This is a genomic window from Planosporangium mesophilum (assembly GCF_016863255.1).
Classification (GTDB): domain Bacteria; phylum Actinomycetota; class Actinomycetes; order Mycobacteriales; family Micromonosporaceae; genus Planosporangium; species Planosporangium mesophilum.
Window position 1 is genome coordinate 38,326 of the sequence record NZ_BOON01000039.1, and the last position, 21,619, is coordinate 59,944.

Here is a 21,619-nt window from a genome sequence, read left to right on the forward strand (position 1 = left end):
GCAGCTGAGGGAATCTTCACGCTTCTGCACTGTCGTGTTCGCGTCGTCCGCCAGGCAAGATGCTCATCATGCCGAGCCAGCCCCCGCCCGTGCCCCTGCGCTTCCACGGCGACGAGGAGCTGGCGGCCGGGCTGGTCGACCTCGCGGTGAACGTACGGGCCGACCCCATGCCGGCCTGGCTGGCCGAGCCGATCGCGGCCGCGCTCACCGACCTGGCCCGGTACCCCGACGCCGGCCCGGCCCGCGCGGCCGTCGCGGCCCGGCACGGCCGCCCGCCCGCGGAGGTCCTGCTGACCGCCGGCGCCGCGCAGGCGTTCAGCCTGCTCGCCCACGCGCTCCGGCCGGTCCGGGCGGTGGTGGTGCACCCGCAGTTCACCGAGCCCGAGGCGGCGCTGCGCGCGGCCGGCCACGCCGTCGACCGGGTGATCCTCGCCCCGGACTTCATGCTCGACCCGGCGGCCGTACCCGACGACGCCGACCTGGTCGTCCTCGGCAACCCGACCAACCCGACGTCGGTGCTGCACCCCGCTGCCATGATCGCGGCGCTGGCCCGGCCCGGGCGGGTACTGGTCGTGGACGAGGCGTTCGCCGACACGGTGCCCGGCGAGCCGGAGTCGCTGGCCGGCTGCCGCGACCTGCCCGGCCTGGTCGTGATCCGCAGCTTCACCAAGACCTGGGGGCTGGCCGGTCTGCGGGTGGGTTACCTGCTGGCCGACGCCGCGCTGGTCGACCGGCTCGCGGCCGTCGCGCCGCTGTGGCCGGTCTCCACCCCGGCCCTGGCCGCGGCCGCCGCGTGCGCCTCACCGACCGCCGTGGCCGCCGAGCGTGCCATCGCGCACCGGCTCGCCGACGACCGGGCGCACCTGGTCCGCCGCCTCGGGGCCGTGCCGGGCGTTAGGGTCGCAGGTACGCCGGCCAGCTCGTTCGTGCTCGTCGAGGTGCCCGACGGGCCGGCCGTCCGGGACCGGCTCCGCGAGCGCGGGTACGCGGTGCGCCGCGGCGACACCTTCCCCGGGCTCGGCCCGGACTGGCTGCGCCTGGCGGTACGCGACGCCGCCACCACCGACGCTTTCGTCGCCGACCTGGCCGGCGTGCTGTCAGATTGCTGACAACGGCCCGCGCCGTGCCAGGATCGTGGAGAACTACCGGAGGAGTTGCGTGAGCGAGCTGTACCCGATCGGGCTGCGCCTGGAGGGGCTGCGGGTTCTCGTCGTGGGCGGCGGGGCGGTGGCGACCCGGCGGGTGCCGGCGCTGCTGGCGGCCGGCGCCGAGGTGGTGCTGGTGGCGCCGGAGCTCACCCCGGCCCTGCACGACCTCGCCACCGCCGGCCGGATCGAGTGGCAGGCCCGCACGTTCGAGCCCGGCGACGTGGACGGCGTCTGGCTGGTACAGGTCGCCGTGGACGACCCGACGGCGGCCGAGTCCGTGAGCGAGGCGGCGCGCGAGCGGCGGGTGTTCTGCGTACGCGCCGACGACCGCCACGCCGCGACGGCCTGGACCCCGGCGGTGACCCGGCACGGTCCGGTCACCGTGGCGGTGCTCGGCGGCGGGGACCCGCGCCGGGCGATGGCGATCCGGGACGGAATCCGGGCCGGTTTGGCTGACGGCACGCTGGATCCCGCTGTGCCGGCGACGACCGGCTCCGTCGCGCTGGTGGGGAGCGGCCCCGGCGACCCCGAGCTGATCACCGTACGGGGCCGGCGCCTGCTCGCCGCCGCCGACGTCGTGGTCGCCGACCGGCTGGTACCGGGCCTGCTCCTGGACGAGCTGCGCCCCGAGGTCGAGCTGGTCGACGCGTCGAAGATCCCGTACGGGCCGTCGCGTACCCAGGAGGAGATCAACCGGGTCCTGGTCGAGCGGGCCAAGGAGGGGAAGTTCGTCGTCCGGCTCAAGGGCGGCGACCCGTACCTGTTCGGTCGCGGCGGCGAGGAGCTGATCGCCTGCGCGGACGCGGGCATCCCGGTGACCGTGGTACCCGGCGTGACCAGCGCCCTGGCCGCCCCGGCGGCAGCCGGCATCCCGGTGACCCATCGGGGAGTGGCCCACGAGCTGGTCGTCGTCTCCGGGCACGTACCGCCGGATCATCCGCAGTCGCTGGTCGACTGGCCGGCGCTGGCCCGGCTGCGCGGCACGGTCTGTGTGCTGATGGGCCTGAAGAACCTACCGGCGATCGTGGAGACCCTGCTTGCGCACGGCAAGCCGGCGGCCACGCCCGCGGCGGTGGTGCAGGAGGGTACGACCGGGACCCAGCGGGTGGTGCGGGGTCGCCTGGACACGATCGCCGGGCAGGTGGCCGAGGCGGGGCTGCGGCCCCCCGCGATCGTGGTCCTCGGCGACGTCGTGGAGGCGTTGCCACCCCTTTCCGTGTGATCACGGAGAGTTCATGTCGCCGTAGCAGCACGAACTCTCCGTGATCATGGGAAGCGGGGCCAGGCGCTAACGCGCCTGGTCCAGCAGCAGGGCGCAGCGGATCAGGCCCAGGTGGCTGTACGCCTGGGGGTGGTTGCCCAGGCCACGCTCGGCCTCCGGGTCGTACTGCTCCGGCAGCAGCCCGGTCGGCCCGGCGCAGTCGAGCATCTGCTCGAACAGCTCCTCGGCCTCGGTGGTGCGCCCGGTGCGCAGGTACGCCTCGATCAGCCAGGCGGTGCAGATGTGGAAGCCGCCCTCCCGGCCGGGCAGGCCGTCGTCCCACAGGTACCGGTAGACCGTCGCGCCGCTGCGCAGCTCGGCCTCGATCGCCAGGACGGTCGACAGGAACCGCGGGTCGTCGTCGGCGAGCAGCCCGGACAGGCCGATCCACAGCGACGAGGCGTCCAGGTCCCGGTCGCCGTAGGCCACCGTGTACGCGCCGACCTCGTCGTGCCAGCCGTGGGCGAGCACGTTCTGCGCGATCGTGTCGCGCAGCTCGCGCCACCCGGGCTTGATCGGCATGCCGTGCTTCTCGCCCAGGTGGATCGCCCGGTCGACGGTCAGCCAACACATGACCTTGGAGTACACGTGGTGGCGAGGTGGCAGCCGGGCCTCCCACAGGCCGTGGTCGGGCTCGTGCCAGCGCCGCTCGACGGCCTCGACCATGGCGCCCATGACCGCGATGTCGTCGGCCCGCAGCCCCCGGTGGTCGACGACGGCCGCGATCAGGTCGGCGACCGGCCCGAACACGTCGAGCTGGACCTGCCGGTTGGCGGCGTTGCCGACGCGTACCGGGCGGGAGCCGGCGTAGCCGGGCAGCGTGTCGATGACCGCCTCGGCGCCCAGTTCGTTGCCGTCGACGGCGTACAGCGGGTGCAGTCGCTCCGGGTGCCCGCCGGTGGACTCGATCACGCGCATCGTCCAGCCGAGCAGCTTGTCGGCCTCCTCGACCGAGCCGAGGTCGACCAGGACCCGCGCGGTCATCGCCGCGTCGCGCAGCCAGCAGTACCGGTAGTCCCAGTTGCGGACGCCACCCAGCTCCTCGGGCAGCGACGAGGTCGCGGCCGCCAGGATCGCGCCGGTCGGCTGGTGGCACAGGCCACGCAGGGTCAGCGCGCTGCGCAGGACCGCCTCGCGGGCCCGGATGGGTAACCGCAGCTCGCTCGCCCACTCCTGGGAGTCCTGCTCGGCGATCACCTGGCGCTTGTCGGCGTCGACCGGGTGCGGGTCCAGGTTGGCCGTGCCCAGCCGCAGCTCCAGTACGGTCGAGCCGCCGATCGCGGACAGGTCCACGGTCGCCCGGGCCACCTCGTTGCCGCCGTCGGCCACGATGTCCCACTCGATGCCGGGGGAGTACAGCGCGATCGGCTCGCTGGAGCCGAGGACGAGCAGCCCGTCGCCGAGCGGCTGCAGCCGGATCGGCAGCTGACCGAACTCGGGCCGCGGGGCGAACTCGACCTTGGCGCGGGCGGTGCCGGTCAGCACCCGGATCAGCGCGGTGCCCTGGTTGTCGGACACGTTCAGCGCGTGCCCGTCGACGTCCCCGTCGGTCGGGTGGGTGTCCAGCCAGTCCGTGATCGTCAGCCCCGACCAGCGGGTCTCGACCGTCATGGTGCCGGGCAGGTACCGCTGGCCCAGCGGCAGGCCGCCGCGCTCCGGCGTGACCGTGAAGTGCCCGGCGGTCGGGCCGCCGAGCAGGTCCGCGAAGAGCGCCGACGAGTCCGGCCGCGGGTGGCACAGCCAGCTCACCCGGGCGTCCGGGGTCACCAGCGCCACGGTGCGCCCGTTGGCCAGCATCGAGTGGCGCTCGATCGGCACCGACCGCTCGCCGAACAGCCACTGCCGGCGGTAGTGCAGGAGCAGCCCCAACAGCCGGACCGCGTCGACCGGGCCGGAGACGTGGTGGTGCGCCCGACTCTCGCCCGCCCCGACCTTGATGCCCAGGTCCGGGCCGTGGAGCTGGGCGAACGCGAACTCGTCGGTCACGTCGTCGCCGAGGAACACCACCGCGCTGGCCGACAGTTGGGTGCGCAGCGCGTCGACCGCGAGGCCCTTGTTGGTCGTGATCACCGAGAGTTCGATGACCTCCTTGCCCTGGGTCACGTTGACCCCGGGCCAGGTCGCCGGGCCGGTCCGGATCGACTCCAGTACGAGCCGGCTGACCTCGGGCTCCGCGCTGCGCAAGTGCACCGCCACGCTGGCCGGCTTGACCTCCAGGCGGACGCCGGGTCGGCGACGGACCAGGCCGGAGAGCGTCTCGACCAGTTCGCCGCGTAACTGCTGAAGGTCCGGGGCGAGCGCGTCGACGAAGCCGACGTCGAACTCGGAGCCGTGGCTGCCGACGAGGTGGACCTCGCTGGGCAGGCGGGAGAGGGCGGCCAGGTCGCGCAGGGCCCGACCGGAGATCACCGCGACGGTCGTCTGCGGCAGGGCGGCGAGCGCCCGCAGCGCGGCCACCGCCTCCGGCAGGGGTACGGCGCGGGTCGGGTCCTCCACGATCGGGGCGAGGGTCCCGTCGTAGTCGCAGGCGACCAGCAGCGTCGGTACCCGGGCCACCCGCGCGCACGCCGCGCGTAGCTCCGCGTCGAGTGCTTCGGCCGGGCCGGCCGGGTCGCCCGGCCCGGCCGGGTGGTTTGCGACTGACGTGCCAGCACCGTCGCCGTCGGTAGGAGCGTTCATGTCGTCATCGTGTCCAGTACGCCGAGGGAGGTCAGGAACGAGCGAGCCCACGCGCGGACGTCGTGGGTCCGGAGGTGACGCCGCATCGCCCGCATCCGCCTGTTGGCCTCAATCGGGTCGACGTTGATGGCGCGTACCAGCGCGTCCTTGAGCCCGTCGAGGTCGTGTGGGTTGACCAGAAACGCCTGGCGCAGCTCGGCGGACGCGCCGGCGAACTCGGAGAGTACCAACGCTCCGCCGAGATCGGCCCGTGCAGCCACGTACTCTTTTGCCACCAGGTTCATCCCGTCGCGAAGTGGCGTCACCATCATGACATCGGCCGCGCAGTAGAGCGCGGCCAACTCACTGCGACTGTACGACTGGTGCAGGTAGTGGACCGCGGGCACACCCACCCGGCCGTAGTCGCCGTTGATCCGACCCACCTCGCGCTCGACCTTGACCCGCAGGGCCTGGTAGTGCTCGACGCGCTCCCGGCTCGGGGTGGCGACCTGGACCATGACCGCGTCCGGGACGCTCACCGTACCGTCGGCGAGCAGTTCCTGGAAGGCCGTGAGCCGTTGCTCGATGCCCTTCGTGTAGTCGAGCCGGTCGACACCGAGCAGGATGGTCTTCGGGTCGCCCAGCTCGTGGCGGATCTCGGCGGCGCGCTGCCGGATGTGCGGCGTGGCGACCAGATTCTCGATCTCGGCCACGTCGATGGAGATCGGGAACGCCGAGGCGGTGACCTGGCGCCCGTCCACCTCGACGCTGTCGCCGCGGGGTCGCAGCCCGAGCAGGTGGCGGGTCAGCCGGAGGAAGTTCTGGGCGGCGAGGGGTTGCTGGAAGCCGACGAGGTCGGCGCCGAGCAGCCCGCGCAGCACCTCGGTCCGGCGCGGCAACTGGGCGAACAGCTCGATCGGCGGGAATGGGATGTGGAGGAAGAAGCCGATGCGCAGGTCCGGGCGGCGGGCGCGGAGCATCGCGGGTACGAGCTGGAGCTGGTAGTCCTGTACCCACACCACCCCGCCCTCGGCGGCCTCCTCGGCGGCGGCGTCCGCGAAGCGCTCGTTGACCCGCCGGTACGCCTCCCACCAGCTGCGCTGGTAGACCGGGGTCTCCACGGCGTCGTGGTAGAGCGGCCACAGGCTGGAGTTGCAGAATCCCTCGTAGTACAGCTCGATCTCCTCGGGCGACAGCGGCACCGCCCGCAGGATCATGTCCTCGATCTCGAAGGGCTCGATCGGAGGCTCACCCGGCTTGGAGGCCGCCCCGGTCCAGCCGATCCAGGTGCCCCGCCGGGCGGCGAGTACCGGCTGCAGCGCGGTCACCAGACCGCCGGGGCTGCGCCGCCACTGGCGCCCCTGCGGTGTGTTGACCTGGTCGACCGGCAGCCGGTTGGCCACCACGACGAAGGAGCTTCGGCCCACGGTCGATCCCCTTCCCACGGACGAGCCCATCTCGACCAACCAGCCTACTGAAGACGAGATCTTCTCCGGGTGCAGGTGCGTCCCGGCGGGGCGCGGGGCCGAAATAACGCCGGTGCGGGCCCGGTTGAACAATGCAGAAGCCCGGTAAGCCCGCCGCCCACCCCCGCGAAGCAGGGTGATGTGCGCGGCGCCCGAACCGCCTGGAAAGATTGGGCGCGACGGTGGCCGGGGCTAAACGTCATCATTGCGCGGTACGTCCGCGACAACCACGATCTCTACGGAGGTAGGGCGCACTGTGGCCCAGTTCATCTACGTGCTGGAAAAGGCACGCAAGGCGCACGGCGACAAGGTCGTGCTCGACAACGTGACCCTCAATTTCCTGCCCGGCGCGAAGATCGGTGTGGTGGGTCCGAACGGCGCCGGCAAGTCCAGTCTGCTGCGGATCATGGCAGGCGAGGACACCCTCAGCAACGGCGAGGCCCGCCTGATGCCCGGCTACACCAGCGGGATGCTCGCCCAGGAGCCCAAGCTCGACGACTCCAAGACCGTGCTCGAGAACATCGAGCTGGCGGTCGCGGAGACCAAGGCGAAGCTGAACCGCTTCAACCAGATCGCCGAGCAGATGGCCACCGACTACTCCGACGAGCTGATGGACGAGATGGGCCGCCTCCAGGAGGAGCTGGACCACGCCGACGCGTGGGACATCGACTCCAAGCTCGAGCTGGCGATGGACGCCCTGCGCTGCCCGCCGCCGGACGCCCCCGTCAACGTGCTCTCCGGCGGCGAGCGCCGTCGGGTCGCGCTCTGCAAGCTGCTGCTGGAGCAGCCCGACCTGCTGCTGCTCGACGAGCCCACCAACCACCTCGACGCCGAGAGCGTGCTCTGGCTGGAGCAGCACCTGGCCAAGTACCCGGGCACCATCCTGGCGGTCACCCACGACCGGTACTTCCTCGACCACGTCGCCGACTGGATCGCCGAGGTCGACCGTGGTCGCGTGCACGGCTACGAGGGCAACTACTCCACGTACCTGGAGAAGAAGGCCGCCCGGCTGGCCGTCGAGGGGCGCAAGGACGCCAAGATGAAGAAGCGCCTCGAGGACGAGCTCCAGTGGGTGCGCTCCAACGCCAAGGCCCGCCAGACCAAGTCCCGGGCCCGGCTCGACCGGTACGAGGAGATGGCCGCCGAGGCGGAGAACACCCGCAAGCTGGACTTCGAGGAGATCCAGATCCCGCCGGGCCCGCGCCTGGGCAACCTGGTCATCGAGTCCGACAAGCTCACGAAGGGCTTCGGCGACCGGATCCTGATCGACGGCCTGTCGTTCTCGCTGCCGCGCAACGGCATCGTCGGCATCATCGGCCCGAACGGTGTCGGAAAGACGACTCTGTTCAAGACCCTGGTCGGGCTGGAGCAGCCCACCGACGGCGAGGTCCGCGTCGGCGAGACCGTGAACATCTCGTACGTCGACCAGAACCGGTCCGGCCTGGACCCCAAGAAGACGGTCTGGGAGGTCGTCTCCGACGGCCTGGACCACCTGATGGTGGGCAAGGTCGAGATGCCCTCGCGCGCCTACGTCGCGGCGTTCGGCTTCAAGGGGCCCGACCAGCAGAAGCCGACCGGCGTGCTGTCCGGCGGTGAGCGCAACCGGCTCAACCTGGCGCTGACCCTGAAGATGGGCGGCAACCTGCTGCTGCTCGACGAGCCGACCAACGACCTCGACGTCGAGACGCTGTCGTCGCTGGAGAACGCGCTGCTGGACTTCCCCGGCTGCGCCGTGGTCATCTCCCACGACCGGATGTTCCTCGACCGCGTCGCCACCCACATCCTGGCGTGGGAGGGCGACGAGGAGAGCCCGTCCAAGTGGTACTGGTTCGAGGGCAACTTCGAGGCGTACGAGAAGAACAAGATCGAGCGCCTCGGGGCGGACGCCGCCCGTCCGCACCGGGTCACCTACCGCAAGCTCACCCGTGACTGAGCGGGCCGAGCTGGCTCCGCCCTCCCGACCGGCGCCGCCGGCCGGGAGGGCGGAGTTCCTCGCGCAGGTGCGCTGGTCCGACCCGGACCAGTTGGGGCACGTCAACCACGCCCGCTACCTGTCGTACTTCGAGGACGCCCGGATGATGCTGCTGGCCGGGGCGCCCACCGGCGTGCCCGGCTCGGCCGGCGACCGGGGCTGCATCGCCGCGCGGGTCGCGGTCGACTACGCCGCCCCGGTCGTGTTCCGGCCGGGGCTCGTGCTGCGGGTGGAGACCTCGGTGACGGCCATCGGCCGGTCGTCGTGGACGCTGAGCCAGCGGATGTACGACGGGGACGTGGTCGTCGCGCACTGCGAGTGCGTCCTGGTTGCCTACTCCTACGCCGGCAACAAGGCCCGCCCGCTCGACGACGACGAGCGGGCGTACTGGCAGCGCTTCACCGACGGCGGGTAGACGATGGCGCGGTTCACGTACCACTGCGCGCTCCGCTGGTCGGACATGGACGCGTTCGGGCACGTCAACAACGCCCGCTTCCTCACCCTGTACGAGGAGGCCCGGGTCGAGCTGATGTTCAAGGGCGCCCGCGAGGCCGGCCTCACCTCGCTGGAGGCGGGGGTCGTCATCTCCCGGCACGAGGTCGACTACCTGCGGCCGGTGGACTATGGACGCCCGGTCCGCATCGACATGTGGCTCGAAGAGATCCGGCCCAGCCGCTTCGTCGTCGCGTACGAGCTGTTCGACGATGATGTGGTGGCGAGTCGGGCGCGGTCGGTGTGCGTACCGTTCGACCTCTCCGCCGGCCGCCCGCGGCGGCTCTCGGAGGCCGAACGCGCGTACCTCACGCCCTGGCTGGAGAGGCCGTGAGCTGGCTGGACCCGGCGAGCGTCCCGGACGCCGGCGCCTACCTCGCGCGCCTGGTCCGGCTGGATGCGGCGGCCCTGGTCCGGCTGCGCCCGGCGGGGGCCGGGGCGCTGGCGCTGTGGGCCCGGCTGCCGTTCGAGGTCCTGGTGACCCGCCAGGTCGCCGCCGACCTCGCCGGCGACGTGACGGTACGCGCGGCGGACCTGCTCCGGGCGTTCGATGCCGACAGCGCCGAGCTGCCGGTCCGCTACGACTCGCAGTGGCTCTGGCCGCTGCCTCCGGGGGCGGGGCGGGTCGTCGAGCGGTTGCCCGTGGCGGAGGTGCACCGGATCGGGGCGGCGGCGGCGACTACGCTCCGCGAGGCAGCTGCCGAGGGTGTCCGCGGTAGGGCCGTCGGTGAACGGGCGTTGCGCGAGGCGCTGCTCGATCATGTGCCGGTGGTGGTGACCGCCGACGACGGCAGTCGGGTGGAGGTGCCGCAGCGACTCGTTCAGGCCGTCGTGCGGATGGGGTTCCTCGGACCGGACCCTGCCGTCGGCGACGTCCGGGTCCGGACCGCCGGCGGATGGGTAGGCCTTGCGGGTGAGTACGGCACCGGTTGGTACCGACCATCTCGGGGACTTCAGGTGCGTCGTACCGATGAGCGATCTGTTACGTCATCATGACGACGCATTTCAATAAACGCTGGATACATGAGCAGCACGAAAATTCTGTGTAACGGATCGTTACAATTCACGTATCCAAAAGTATGAGGTTCCAACCCTCCGATCATCCGTACCGGCGCAGTTCGGGGCTGCCGAAACTCGTCCGAACGGGTACCGTCTTGGCTCGGGTCCACCACTGTTGCGGGTGTTGACAAAACGGTGGTGGATTCGCAGGGGAGCGAGGCGCACGGGGAGCAGGGAGCACGGAATCGATGCCGTGGTGGCAGAAGCGTGCTGGTCACACCGGCACGCGGACAGAGGATTCGGCCGAAGTCGGCACGGCGGGTAACACGGCCACGGCCGACCGGCCCGCAACGGTGTCAACGGTGACATTGGCGCGCGTTGCCGAGACGCTCGACAAGCTGGAGATTCGCTACCTCACCGACGGTAGTGGCACGTTGATAGCTCTCTGGGAGCGGCACGCGGTGCTGTTCGCTCTGGAAGGGCCGGACGACGAGATCCTGGTCATCCGGGCGCGCCCGCACATGACGGTCCCGCCGGACTGGGCGGACCGGTCGTACCGGGTGGTCAACGAGTGGAACCACAGCCGGCGGTTCTGCAAGGCCTATGTCGGGGACCCGACCGATCGCAGCCAGTTGCCGATCTACGCCGAGATGCAGGTGCCCCTCGGCTCCGGGGCCCACGACGCGCTGCTCGTCGAGTTGGTCGACTGCGCCGCCGCGGTGGCGCTCGGCTTCGTGGACTGGCTGCACGACGAGGGCGCGCTGCTGTAACCGTCATCACGATCTTGGACGCATCACGCTGATGTGTCCAAGATCGTCGCGTATGGGGCGGGCCCCGGCGGCGAGCACCGGGCATCGCGGGCGGCGTGGGACGATGGAGTACGCCCGACCCCTCCGAGCGAGGAGTCGGCCGACGACAGACGCGCCCGACTACCCATGAACGGACGACAGTGCCACCGACCGGTGCCCTCCTGCCCGGGGCGACACCCCCGGACCTCATCCGCAACTTCTGCATCATCGCCCACATCGACCACGGCAAGTCGACGCTTGCCGACCGGATGCTGCAGCTCACCGAGGTGGTCGATGCCCGGCAGATGCGCGCCCAGTACCTGGACCGCATGGACATCGAGCGCGAGCGCGGCATCACGATCAAGAGCCAGGCCGTGCGGATGCCGTGGCAGGTGCGCGAGGGTGAGCAGGCCGGCGAGATGGTCGTCCTGAACATGATCGACACCCCGGGCCACGTCGACTTCACGTACGAGGTGTCCCGGTCCCTGGCCGCCTGTGAGGGTGCCGTCCTGCTGGTCGACGCGGCACAGGGCATCGAGGCCCAGACGCTGGCGAACCTGTACCTCGCGCTCGAGAACGACCTGCACGTCATCCCGGTGCTGAACAAGATCGACCTGCCGGCGGCACAGCCCGAGAAGTACGCCGAGGAGCTGGCGCACCTGATCGGCTGCGACCCGAGCGACGTCCTGCGGGTCTCCGGCAAGACCGGCGAGGGCGTGGCGCACCTCCTCGACGAGATCGTCCGGCAGATCCCGGCGCCGAAGGGCGACGCGGACGCCCCGGCCCGGGCCATGATCTTCGACTCCGTCTACGACGTCTACCGTGGCGTGATCACCTACATCAGGGTGATCGACGGCCGGATCGAGGCCCGCGAGCGGATCAAGATGATGTCCACCGGCGCCGTGCACGAGCTGCTCGAACTCGGCGTCATCTCGCCCGAGCCGATCAAGTCGGCGGCGCTGGGCGTCGGCGAGGTGGGCTACCTGATCACCGGTGTGAAGGACGTCCGGCAGTCCCGCGTCGGCGACACCGTCACGATCAACGCCAGGCCGGCCACGGAGGCGCTGGGCGGGTACTCCGACCCCAAGCCGATGGTCTACTCCGGGCTGTACCCGATCGACGGCTCGGACTACCCGCTGCTGCGCGACGCCCTCGACAAGCTCAAGCTCAACGACGCCGCCCTGGTCTACGAGCCGGAGACCTCCGCCGCGCTGGGCTTCGGCTTCCGCTGCGGGTTCCTGGGCCTGCTGCACCTGGAGATCATCCGGGAGCGGCTGGAGCGGGAGTTCGGCCTCGACCTCATCTCCACCGCGCCGAACGTGGTCTACCGGGTCGACATGGAGGACGGCGCCGAGCGCGTCGTCACCAACCCGAGCGAGTACCCCGCCGGCAAGATCGGCACCGTGTACGAGCCGGTGGTGCGGGCCACCGTGCTGACCCCCAACGACTACGTCGGCGCCGTCATGGAGCTGTGCCAGGGCCGGCGCGGGCAGCTCCAGGGCATGGACTACCTGTCGGCCGACCGCGTCGAGCTGCGCTACACCCTGCCGCTGGCCGAGATCATCTTCGACTTCTTCGACCAGCTCAAGAGCCGCACCAAGGGGTACGCCTCGCTGGACTACGAGCCCAGCGGCGAGCAGGAGTCCGATCTGGTGAAGGTGGACATCCTCCTGCACGGCGAACCGGTCGACGCGTTCAGCGCGATCGTGCACAAGGACAAGGCGTACAACTACGGCGTCACCATCGCCTCGAAGCTGCAGAAGCTGATCCCTCGGCAGCAGTTCGAGGTGCCGATCCAGGCCGCGATCGGCAGCCGGGTCATCGCCCGCGAGACGATCCGGGCGATCCGCAAGGACGTGCTCTCCAAGTGCTACGGCGGTGACATCACCCGTAAGCGCAAGCTGCTGGAAAAGCAGAAGGAAGGCAAGAAGCGGATGAAGATGGTCGGCCGGGTCGAAGTGCCCCAGGAGGCCTTCATCGCGGCGCTGTCGACCTCTGACGCACCCGCTGACAAGGGCGCCAAGAAATAGCCGTCCGGTTCTGTCCCCGCTGTGGCGGCCCGCTGGCCGGGCCGCCACCGACGGCGTGCGGCTCCTGCGGGTACGAGCTGTACCTCAACCCGCGCCCGACGGGCGGGGTCGTCGTGGTCGACGCGGACCGCTTCCTGGCCCTGCGTCGGGCGCGGGAGCCGAAGGCCGGGCAGTGGGAGCTGCCGAGCGGCTTCTGCGACGGCTGGGAGCACCCGGTCGACGCGGCGGTACGGGAGGCGCGCGAGGAGCTCGGCGTCACGGTCGAGCTGGGCGCCTTCCTGGGCATGTACCTGGACCGGTACGACCACCAGGGCGAGGCGCTGCCCGTACTGGACTGCTTCTGGCTCGCCCGGGTGGTCGACGGACCGATCGTGATCAATCCGGTCGAAGCGCTGGAATTCGCCTGGTTACCGCTGCGGGATCCACCGGCGTTGGCCTTCTCGTCGATGGACCGTGCGATCCGGGCCGCCGTCTGTTCACGTTTTCCGGGAGTTTGATCCTCCTCGAGGCGGGGCATTACTTGCGCGACAGCGCAATAACACCCCCCGGAGGTAAAAGTGGCTATCACCGGCATTATCACCGCCCTCATCGTCGGCCTTGTCATCGGCGCGCTGGGCCGTCTCGTCGTACCGGGCCGTCAGAACATCCCGATCTGGCTGACCATGGTCATCGGTGTCATCGCCGCGTTCATCGGCACGGCGATCGCCAACGCCATCGGCGTCGGCAACACCAAGGGCATCGACTGGATCGAGCTGCTGATCCAGGTCGTCCTCGCCGCCGTCGGTGTTGCCCTGGTCGTCGGCATCGCCGGTCGCCGCCGCACCACCGTCTGACCGCCGCCATCTGCTAGCAAAAGACCCCGCCGGGACTCCCGGCGGGGTCTTTTCGCAGGTGACCGTCACGGGGAGCCGTAGACCTCGGCAAGGACCCGGGCGCCGTCGGACGGGTCGGCGGTGATCTTCGACCAGGAACCGCCCTTCGCCGTCCATTCCCGATCCGTGAAGCGGACCCGCTTGACCCCCAGATCCCTGGCGTACGCGACGAGCCAGTGCGCGTACTGCCAGCCCGCGCGCGACTCCGTGACGGGCAGCGCGAGGCCGGGCAGGTCGCCGGCGGTGACCGGGTTGGTCCGGTTACCCCAGTCCAGCCGCAGCTCGGCCGCGAGGGCGTCGGTGGCGGTCGGTCCACGCTTCACCGGCTCGCCGGTGACGGTACAGGCGACCGCGCCGGCCGCGTCCCCGGTCAGCGCCTTGGCCAGCCCTTCGGCCCGGTCGGCCCACTTCTCGTACGCCTCCGGGTGGGCGCTGCGCTGCACCGCCTGGGCCGCGTCCGTGACCCGCATGGTCTCCCAGCCGTCCACCTTGAGCAGCTCGTCGTAGAACGTGCGCGAGGCGTACCTCGGGTCGCTGATCTGCGCCGGGGTACCCCAGCCCTGACTCGGGCGCTGCTGGAACAGCCCGATCGAGTCGCGGTCGCCGCCGCTGAGGTTGCGCAGCTTGGACTCCTGCCAGACGGTGGCGAGCGCGACGGTGATCGCTCGCTGCGGTACCTGCCGGCTGAGCCCGACGGCGGCGACGGTCGCGGCGTTCGCCATCTGGTCGGCGTCGAGCAGGATCTCGCCGCTGCCACCGCTGTCGACCACACAGGCCCGGGAGTTCGGTAACCGCAGGGTCAGGTGTTTGCCGACCCGGTCGAGGAACAGGAGAACTCCAGCCGTGACGGCAACGGCGAGCACCATTACGGCCGCAAGCGCGCTCCGAATACGCACAGTCACCCCCACCGATGTGATGCGCCCAGCCTACGGGGCGCGGGATGTACCCGCTGATGGTGCGAGCTAACCGACCGGGACCCATCCGGGGTCGCGCTTCTCGCGGAAGGCCTGTACGCCCTCCAGGCCCTCGGGGGAGCCGAAGTAGCGGACCGAGAGCGCGGTCAGCTCCTCGACGTCGGCGCGGAGGTCACCGCCCCGGCGCAGCAGCCCCTTGGCCCCGGCGAGCGCGCCGGGCGCCCCGCGGACGAGCGCGTCGGTGTAGCCGGCCACCGTGGCGTCCAGGTCGGCAGCGGGTACCGCCGTGGTGACCAGGCCGATCTCGGCGGCCCGTACGCCGTCGAAGGTGTTGCCCGTCAGGTACAGCTCGGCCGCGGCCCGGGGCGCGAGCCGCGGCAGCACCGTGGCAGAGATGACCGCGGGGATCACTCCGATGCGTACCTCCGAGAACGCGAACGTGGCGTCGGCCGCGCAGACCGCGATGTCCGTGGCCGCGATCAGCCCGAGGCCGCCCGCGCGGGCCGGCCCGGCCACCCGGGCCACCACCGGCTTGGCGCTCTCCCAGATCGCCGCGAGGACCTCGCCCAGCCGGCCGGCGGGGGGCGTGGCTCGATCACCGCCGCTGGCCGCCAGGGCGGCCGCGGTCTCCTTCAGGTCGGCCCCGGAGCAGAAGACCGGGCCGGTGTGGCTCAGCACGACGGCCCGTACGTCGGGGTCGTCCTCGGCGGCCCGCAGCGCGGACAGCAGCTGCTCGATGAGCGCGGACGAGAGCGCGTTGCGGTTGGAGGGGCTGTCGAGCGTGAGGGTGGCGACCCCCCGGGCGATGTCGGACCGGACCAACTGAGGCATGCGGGCACACTAGTTGGCATGCCAGGGGTACTTCCACACGGCGAGCCGGTGCCGGTTGACGGCACTTTGCCCGATTTTGCACTGAAGGCCGAGAAGCGTGCTGGCTTCGGCGTGTACGTCCACGTCCCGTTCTGCGCCAGCCGGTGCGGCTACTGCGACTTCAACACGTACGCCCCCGGCGAAGGGGTGGTCCGCGACGGGTACGTCGACGCGGTCCTCGCCGAGTTGGCGCTCGCCGACCGGGTCCTCGGTGAGCGCCGCACGGTCGACACGGTCTTCGTCGGCGGCGGTACCCCGACCCTGTTGGACACCGGAGAACTCGCCCGGGTGCTGGAGTCGATCGACAAGACCTGGGGGCTGGCCGCCGACGCGGAGATCACGACCGAGGCGAACCCCGAGTCGGTCGACCCGGCGTCGCTGCGGGCGCTCCGCGCGGCCGGCTACAACCGGATCTCGCTCGGGATGCAGTCGGCGGCTCCGCACGTACTGCGGATCCTGGACCGCAGGCACACGCCGGGCCGGGCGGCGGCCGCCGCGATCGAGGCGCGCGAGGCCGGCTTCGACCACGTCAACCTGGACCTGATCTACAGCACGCCGGGGGAGACGGCCGAGGACTTCGACGCGTCGCTCCGGGCCGTGGTGGACGCCGGGGTGGACCACGTCAGCGCGTACGCCCTGATCGTGGAGGACGGCACCCGGCTGGCCGCCCGGATGCGCCGGGGCGAGGTGCCGTACCCGGACGAGGACGTGGCCGCCGACCGGTACCTGGCGGCCGAGGCGGCGCTGTCCGCGGCCGGCTTCGGCTGGTACGAGGTGTCGAACTGGGCCCGGAGCGAGGCCGCCCGGTGCCGGCACAACCTCCTGTACTGGACCGGCGGCGACTGGTGGGGGCTCGGCCCCGGCGCGCACAGCCACGTGGGCGGAGTGCGCTGGTGGAACGTGAAGCACCCGGCCGCGTACGCCGATCGCCTCGCCAGGGGCGGGTCCCCGGCCCAGGCCCGGGAACTGCTGACCCCCGATGAGCGCCACACCGAGGACGTGATGCTGCGGGTGCGCCTGTCGTCCGGGCTCCCCCTGGACGCGCTGGACGACTCCGGCCGGGCGGCGGCGCGGCGGGCGGCCGACGACGGGCTGCTGGAGGCTCCCGCGTTCGAGGCCGGCCGGGCGGTGCTCACCCTGCGCGGACGGCTCCTCGCCGACGCCGTCGTGCGGGATCTCCTTCCGTGATCCTTTACGACCGCGGGGGAGTCAGCGCCTGATGATCGTGGTGGACAGCGGGTAGGTGTAGAACTCGCCCTCGGCGGCCTTGATCCCGGCGATGACCCCGAAGATGGTGCCGACAGCGGTCGCGACGAGGGGCACGCCGTAGAAGATCGCGCCGAGCACGAAGATCGAACCGCAGGCGCCGAGGAACCAGCCGGCGACGCTGATCATCGACCAGAGCAGGAAGAAGTTCAGCGCGGTCAGCGAGTGCGCCCGTACCGTGGGGGACTCGCGCCCCTTGGCCAGGTAGGCGATCAACGGCGGTACCCAGCCGAGGGTGGCGCCGCTGACGAAGGTGAGGAGCGCGCCGCCGAAGTGTGCGACGAGAGCCCAGATCCGGTCCTCGTCGCCGGACGACCCGTGGTGGCGGCCCCCGGGTCCGGGACCACCGGGCGGCGGGCGTTCCCAGGGCGGCGGACGGTCCGGGGGCTCCCGGTCCCGGGGCGGTGGCCGGTCCCCGGGCGGGGGTGGCTCTGTCATGTTCCCCACGCTAGGACCGGCGTTGCGGCCCTGCCACCGGCGGTGGGGACGGGTGGCGTGACGCTGACCGGCCGGCTAATGGTAAAACGCTCTATTGGCCCTTTATTGGTATAAAAGAGCCATCGCAATCGAGTCATCGGCGGCGCTAGACTGGCACTCACTTATGCGGAGTGCCAGCCGGCCCGTCGGGGCGGCGACGAGTCCGACGGGAGGTGCGGCCTTGGCTCTTGACGATCGTAAGTTGGATGTTCTCCGCGCCATCGTCGAGGACTACGTCGCGACCCAGGAGCCGGTGGGCAGCAAGGCGCTCGTCGAGCGGCACAACCTCAGGGTCTCGCCGGCCACCGTCCGCAACGACATGGCCGTGCTGGAGGAGGAGGGGTACATCCGGCAGCCGCACACGAGTGCCGGCCGGGTGCCCACCGACCGGGGGTACCGGCTGTTCGTCGATCGACTCAGCCGGGTCAAGCCGCTGTCGCCGGCCGAGCGCCGCGCCATCGAACGCTTCATGGACCACGCCGTCGACCTCGACGACGTGGTCCACCGCACGGTGCGACTGCTGGCCCAGCTCACCCGCCAGGTCGCCATCGTGCAGTACCCGAGCCTGTCCCGCTCGACGGTGCGCCACCTGGAGCTGGTGCCACTGTCGACCACCCGACTGATGTTGGTGATGATCGCCGACACCGGCCGTGTCGACCAGCGTCTCGTCGACCTACCCGGTACGCTCGACGCCGACGACGTGGCAGACCTGCGCCGTCTGATCAACGAGAAGCTCGCCGGGTGCGCGCTTACCGACACTCCGCCGCTGGTCGAGGCGTTGCTCGACGAGGTGGCACCGGTGCACCGGCCGGCGATGTCCGCCCTGTCCACCGTGCTGCTGGAGACGCTCGTGGAGCGCAAGGAGGAGCGCATCGCGCTCGCCGGCACCGCTAACCTGGCGCGCGGGCTGCTGGACTTCCAGGGCACGCTGCGGCCCATCCTCGAGGCGCTCGAGGAGGAGGTCGTGCTGCTCAAGCTGTTCGGCGAGGTGGAGCCGAGCATGACGCGGGTCCTGATCGGCGACGAGAACGAGATCGAGGACCTGCGGACCACCTCGGTCGTGAGCACCGGATACGGGCCGGGCACGATTGTGGTGGGCGGCATGGGCGTGCTGGGACCGACGCGCATGGACTATCCCGGAACGATCGCGACCGTGCGTGCCGTGGCACGCTACGTAGGCGATCTGCTCGCACAGAGCTGATACAACAGGGCGCAACAGAGCGAGGGCAAAAGGACGCACGTGGCCAACAAGGACTACTACGGGATCCTCGGCGTACGTCGGGACGCCTCCGCGGATGAGATCAAGCGCGCCTACCGGAAGCTGGCGCGCGAGTACCACCCTGACGTCAACCCGGACCCGGCGGCGCAGGACAAGTTCAAGGAGATCAGCGCGGCGTACGAGGTGCTGTCCGACCCCGCGAAGCGGGAGATGGTCGACCTCGGCGGCGATCCGCTGGCGCCCGGCGGCGGCGCTCCCGGCCCCGGTGCGGGCGGGCCGTTCGTCGGCTTCCAGGACATCATGGACGCGTTCTTCGGTAACGCGGGCTCCCGTGGCCCGCGCCCGCGGGTGCGCCCCGGCGCGGACGCGATCCTGCGCCTCGAACTGGATCTGAACGAGACCGCGTTCGGCGTGGAGACGCCGATCACGGTCGACACCGCCGTGCTGTGCACGACCTGCTCCGGCGCCGGGACGGCCGCCGGTACCCACCCCACCACCTGCGACGTGTGCGGCGGTCGGGGCGAGGTGCAGTCGGTGCAGCGCACGTTCCTCGGCCAGGTCGTGTCGGCCCGTCCCTGCGCCACCTGCCAGGGGTACGGCACCACGATCCCGCACCCGTGCCAGACCTGTGGCGGCGACGGGCGCATCCGTACCCGGCGCACGCTGACGGTCAAGATCCCGGCCGGTGTCGAGGACGGCATGCGGATCCGCCTGGCCCAGCAGGGTGAGGTCGGCCCCGGCGGTGGCCCTCCCGGCGACCTGTACGTGGAGATCCACGAGCGGCCGCACGACGTGTACTCGCGCAAGGGCGACGACCTGCACTGCCGCGTCACCGTGCCGATGACCGCCGCCGCCCTGGGCACCCGGCTGACGATCAAGACGCTCGACGGCGAGGAGAACGTGGACGTCCGCGCCGGCACCCAGCCCGGCTCGACGCTGCGCATCCGGGGCAAGGGCGTGCCGCACCTGCGCGGTACCGGCCGGGGCGACCTGTTCGTGCACCTCGACGTGCGTACGCCGACCAAGCTCGACCCGGACCAGGAGAAGATCCTGCGCGACTTCGCCCGCACCCGCGGCGAGGAGGTGGCCGAACTGACCAAGCAGGGCGGCTTCTTCTCCCGCATGCGCGACGCCTTCAACGGCCACGCCTGATCCCCGGTGAGCCTGCCGCTCTTCCTCGTCGAGGCCCTGCCGGACGGTGCCGAGTTCCGGCTCGACGGACCGGAGGGCCACCACGCCGCGACCGTGCAGCGGCTGCGCGTGGGCGAGGAGTTGCTGCTCGGCGACGGCCGGGGCGGTACCGCCACCGCGGTGGTCAACGCGGTCGACCGCGGTGCGCTCGACCTGACGATCACGGACCGCGGGTACGTTCCGCCGCCGGAGCCCCGGCTCGCCGTGGTGCAGGGCATCGCCAAGGGGGACCGGGGTGAGCTGGCCGTACAGGCGATGACCGAGGTCGGCGTGGACACGATCATCCCCTGGGCGGCGGCCCGGTCGGTGGCCCGGTGGAAGGACGACCGGCCGCTGCGGAAGTGGCGGGCCACCGTGCGCGAGGCGGCGAAGCAGGCCCGCCGGCCGTGGGTGCCCGAGGTGTGCGAACCGGTGACCACGGCGGCGCTGGCGCGGCGGCCCGGCCCGCTCCTGGTCCTGCACGAGGAGGCGACCACCCCGCTGTCGCGGGTGCGGCTGCCCGACGCCGGTGAGGTCACCCTGGTGGTGGGGCCGGAGGGCGGCATCACGCCCGACGAGCTGACCGCGCTGGAGGCGGCGGGCGCGGCGGCGGTCCGGCTCGGTCCGGAGGTCCTGCGTACCTCGACCGCGGGGGTCTCCGCGCTCTCCGCGCTGTCGGTGCGCCTCGGTCGCTGGTAACCGACACATCGAAAAACGTTGACCTGGAGCGCACTCCAGGTTGCACTCTTCTACCCATGACGACGTACGCCCCTCAGGAGGCGGCCGCCCGTACCGGCGTGAGTATCGACACGCTGCGCTACTACGAGCGGATCGGCCTCATCGACGACGTCCCGCGTACCACCGGCGGCCAGCGGGTGTACCGGGACGACCACCTGAACTGGCTCGGCGTGCTCACGTGCCTGCGCCGCTCCGGCATGCCGGTGCGCGAGATGCGCCGCTACGCGGAGCTGGCGCGGGACGGTGAGGCCACCGAGGACGAGCGGCTGCGAATCCTCGAGGAGCACCGGGAAGCGGTGCTCGCGAGCATGGCCGAGCTGCGGCAGGCGCTTCGGGTCGTTGACGAAAAGATCAATTGGTACCGGAGCCGGCGGAGCGCGTGAATCGTGGAGGAGTACGTGGGCGCGCTGCGGCACGGGCCGCTGACGCCCGGCCAGTACAAGGAGATCGCCGCGCTGCTGGAGCGCTAGGTCCCTGGCAAATCTTGGACCCGTGGCGGGCCTGTCACCCGTCACGTGTCCACGATCGTGAGAGGGCTACCGCAGGTACGACGCGCCGTTCAGGTCCAGGACGGCGCCGCTGGCCCACTCCGCCTCCGGCGACGCGAGGTAGTGCACCGCGGCCGCGATCTCGTCGGGCTGCGCGACCCGGTTGAACGGGCTCTCCGCCCGGATCTCGGCGCCGCGCGGCGACTTGAGGTGCTCGTTGCTCATGTCGGTCTCGACGAAGCCGGGCGCCACGGCGGTCACCGCGATGCCGTGCGGCCCCAGCGCCCGCGCGAGGGACTGGGTCAGCGAGTTGAGGCCGGCCTTGCTCGCCCCGTACCCGGGCTGCCCGGGCTCGCCGCGGAACGCGCCGCGCGACGACACGTTGACGATGCGGCCGCCGGGGCGCATGTGACGTACCGCGCACCAGGCCACGTTGGCCGGCCCGACCAGGTTGACGTCGATCGTGCGCCGCCAGGCCTGCTGCCACTCCTCGTACGAGGTCTCCATGATCGGGTGGCGGGGGAACACGGCGGCGTTGTTGACCACGACGTCGAGGCCGCCCAGCGCGTCGGCGGCCTCGTCGACGAAGCGCTGGACCGCCGCCGGGTCGGACACGTCGCCGGCCACCACCACGTGCCCGCTGCCGGGCAGTTCGGCGCGTAGCTCCTCGGCCAGGTCGGCGGAGACCCGGTGGTGGATCGCCACCCGGTCGCCGGAGGCGGCGAAGGCGCGTACGACGGCCCGACCGATGCCGCGGGAACCGCCGGTCACAAGTACTGATCTCATCGGCG

The 21,619-nt window shown here is 71.5% G+C and carries 21 protein-coding genes; 15 read left to right on the forward strand and 6 right to left on the reverse strand.

What is annotated here, in order from left to right; all coding sequences use genetic code 11:
* Positions 1–59 precede the first annotated feature (59 nt).
* Together cobC and cobA are read left to right on the forward strand one after the other, a co-directional pair.
* Positions 60–1,109 (forward strand): Rv2231c family histidinol phosphate aminotransferase CobC, encoded by a 1,050-nt coding sequence (cobC, locus tag Pme01_RS20605; RefSeq protein ID WP_168117024.1) that lies wholly within the window; start codon positions 60–62, stop codon positions 1,107–1,109.
* Positions 1,110–1,158: 49 nt separating this feature from the next.
* Positions 1,159–2,370, forward strand: a complete 1,212-nt coding sequence (gene cobA, locus Pme01_RS20610) for a uroporphyrinogen-III C-methyltransferase (protein WP_168117023.1) — start codon at positions 1,159–1,161, stop codon at positions 2,368–2,370.
* A gap of 66 nt (positions 2,371–2,436) precedes the next feature.
* Here cobA and otsB read toward each other — a convergent pair whose 3' ends face one another.
* Together otsB and Pme01_RS20620 are read right to left on the reverse strand one after the other, a co-directional pair.
* Entirely contained in the window at positions 2,437–5,088 is a 2,652-nt protein-coding gene (otsB, locus tag Pme01_RS20615; protein WP_168117022.1) for a trehalose-phosphatase, read from the reverse strand.
* Positions 5,085–6,524, reverse strand: coding sequence for an alpha,alpha-trehalose-phosphate synthase (UDP-forming) (locus tag Pme01_RS20620; protein ID WP_168117021.1), 1,440 nt, complete (start codon positions 6,522–6,524; stop codon positions 5,085–5,087). The genes otsB and Pme01_RS20620 overlap by 4 nt, the downstream gene beginning before the upstream one ends.
* Before the next feature lie 265 nt (positions 6,525–6,789).
* On the opposite strand from Pme01_RS20620, the gene ettA reads away from it, so the two are divergent.
* From ettA to Pme01_RS20660, 8 genes are all read left to right on the forward strand, one after another.
* On the forward strand, positions 6,790–8,466 hold the full coding sequence (ettA, locus tag Pme01_RS20625) for an energy-dependent translational throttle protein EttA (RefSeq protein ID WP_168117020.1): 1,677 nt from the start codon (positions 6,790–6,792) through the stop codon (positions 8,464–8,466).
* Complete coding sequence (locus Pme01_RS20630) at positions 8,459–8,920, forward strand: acyl-CoA thioesterase (RefSeq protein WP_168117019.1); 462 nt, start codon at positions 8,459–8,461, stop codon at positions 8,918–8,920. The genes ettA and Pme01_RS20630 overlap by 8 nt, the downstream gene beginning before the upstream one ends.
* A 3-nt stretch (positions 8,921–8,923) precedes the next feature.
* Positions 8,924–9,331: an acyl-CoA thioesterase gene (locus Pme01_RS20635; RefSeq protein WP_168117018.1), complete on the forward strand. Its 408-nt coding sequence runs from the start codon at positions 8,924–8,926 to the stop codon at positions 9,329–9,331.
* Positions 9,328–9,993 carry a DUF8185 domain-containing protein gene (locus tag Pme01_RS20640; RefSeq protein ID WP_168117017.1) on the forward strand — a complete coding sequence of 222 codons (666 nt, stop codon included), beginning with the start codon at positions 9,328–9,330 and terminating at the stop codon, positions 9,991–9,993. Before Pme01_RS20635 ends, Pme01_RS20640 begins: the two co-directional genes overlap by 4 nt.
* Positions 9,994–10,244: 251 nt before the next feature.
* Complete coding sequence (locus Pme01_RS20645; RefSeq protein ID WP_168117016.1) at positions 10,245–10,766, forward strand: type III secretion system chaperone family protein; 522 nt, start codon at positions 10,245–10,247, stop codon at positions 10,764–10,766.
* Between the two features lie 179 nt (positions 10,767–10,945).
* Positions 10,946–12,814, forward strand: coding sequence for a translation elongation factor 4 (gene lepA, locus Pme01_RS20650; RefSeq protein WP_168117015.1), 1,869 nt, complete (start codon positions 10,946–10,948; stop codon positions 12,812–12,814).
* 77 nt (positions 12,815–12,891) lie between these two features.
* A complete protein-coding gene (locus Pme01_RS20655; protein ID WP_275408548.1) occupies positions 12,892–13,311 on the forward strand; it encodes an NUDIX hydrolase in 420 nt (139 codons plus the stop codon).
* A 60-nt stretch (positions 13,312–13,371) separates the two neighbouring features.
* Positions 13,372–13,647: a GlsB/YeaQ/YmgE family stress response membrane protein gene (locus Pme01_RS20660; protein ID WP_168117013.1), complete on the forward strand. Its 276-nt coding sequence runs from the start codon at positions 13,372–13,374 to the stop codon at positions 13,645–13,647.
* 65 nt (positions 13,648–13,712) lie between these two features.
* Here the strand turns inward: Pme01_RS20660 and Pme01_RS20665 are convergent, their stop codons facing one another.
* Together Pme01_RS20665 and Pme01_RS20670 are read right to left on the reverse strand one after the other, a co-directional pair.
* Positions 13,713–14,588 carry a hypothetical protein gene (locus Pme01_RS20665; RefSeq protein WP_168117012.1) on the reverse strand — a complete coding sequence of 292 codons (876 nt, stop codon included), beginning with the start codon at positions 14,586–14,588 and terminating at the stop codon, positions 13,713–13,715.
* A gap of 60 nt (positions 14,589–14,648) precedes the next feature.
* On the reverse strand, positions 14,649–15,431 hold the full coding sequence (locus Pme01_RS20670; RefSeq protein ID WP_168117011.1) for an enoyl-CoA hydratase-related protein: 783 nt from the start codon (positions 15,429–15,431) through the stop codon (positions 14,649–14,651).
* 18 nt (positions 15,432–15,449) lie between these two features.
* Here Pme01_RS20670 and hemW point away from each other — a divergent pair, with 18 nt between their 5' ends.
* Positions 15,450–16,658 carry a radical SAM family heme chaperone HemW gene (gene hemW, locus Pme01_RS20675; protein WP_168117010.1) on the forward strand — a complete coding sequence of 403 codons (1,209 nt, stop codon included), beginning with the start codon at positions 15,450–15,452 and terminating at the stop codon, positions 16,656–16,658.
* Positions 16,659–16,679: 21 nt separating this feature from the next.
* Here hemW and Pme01_RS20680 read toward each other — a convergent pair whose 3' ends face one another.
* On the reverse strand, positions 16,680–17,174 hold the full coding sequence (locus Pme01_RS20680; protein WP_168117009.1) for a DUF4870 domain-containing protein: 495 nt from the start codon (positions 17,172–17,174) through the stop codon (positions 16,680–16,682).
* 220 nt (positions 17,175–17,394) lie between these two features.
* Between Pme01_RS20680 and hrcA the strand changes: the two genes are divergently transcribed.
* Genes hrcA through Pme01_RS20700 form a run of 4 tightly spaced genes read left to right on the forward strand, consistent with a single transcriptional unit; the run spans position 17,395 to position 20,723 of the window.
* Entirely contained in the window at positions 17,395–18,414 is a 1,020-nt protein-coding gene (gene hrcA, locus Pme01_RS20685; protein ID WP_168117008.1) for a heat-inducible transcriptional repressor HrcA, read from the forward strand.
* Between the two features lie 39 nt (positions 18,415–18,453).
* Complete coding sequence (gene dnaJ / locus Pme01_RS20690; protein ID WP_168117007.1) at positions 18,454–19,584, forward strand: molecular chaperone DnaJ; 1,131 nt, start codon at positions 18,454–18,456, stop codon at positions 19,582–19,584.
* Between the two features lie 6 nt (positions 19,585–19,590).
* Positions 19,591–20,301, forward strand: coding sequence for a 16S rRNA (uracil(1498)-N(3))-methyltransferase (locus Pme01_RS20695; protein ID WP_168117006.1), 711 nt, complete (start codon positions 19,591–19,593; stop codon positions 20,299–20,301).
* A 56-nt stretch (positions 20,302–20,357) separates the two neighbouring features.
* Positions 20,358–20,723, forward strand: coding sequence for a MerR family transcriptional regulator (locus Pme01_RS20700; RefSeq protein ID WP_168117005.1), 366 nt, complete (start codon positions 20,358–20,360; stop codon positions 20,721–20,723).
* A 153-nt stretch (positions 20,724–20,876) separates the two neighbouring features.
* On the opposite strand, the gene Pme01_RS20705 is transcribed toward Pme01_RS20700, so the two are convergent.
* Positions 20,877–21,614, reverse strand: coding sequence for an SDR family NAD(P)-dependent oxidoreductase (locus Pme01_RS20705; RefSeq protein WP_168117004.1), 738 nt, complete (start codon positions 21,612–21,614; stop codon positions 20,877–20,879).
* Positions 21,615–21,619 lie beyond the last annotated feature (5 nt).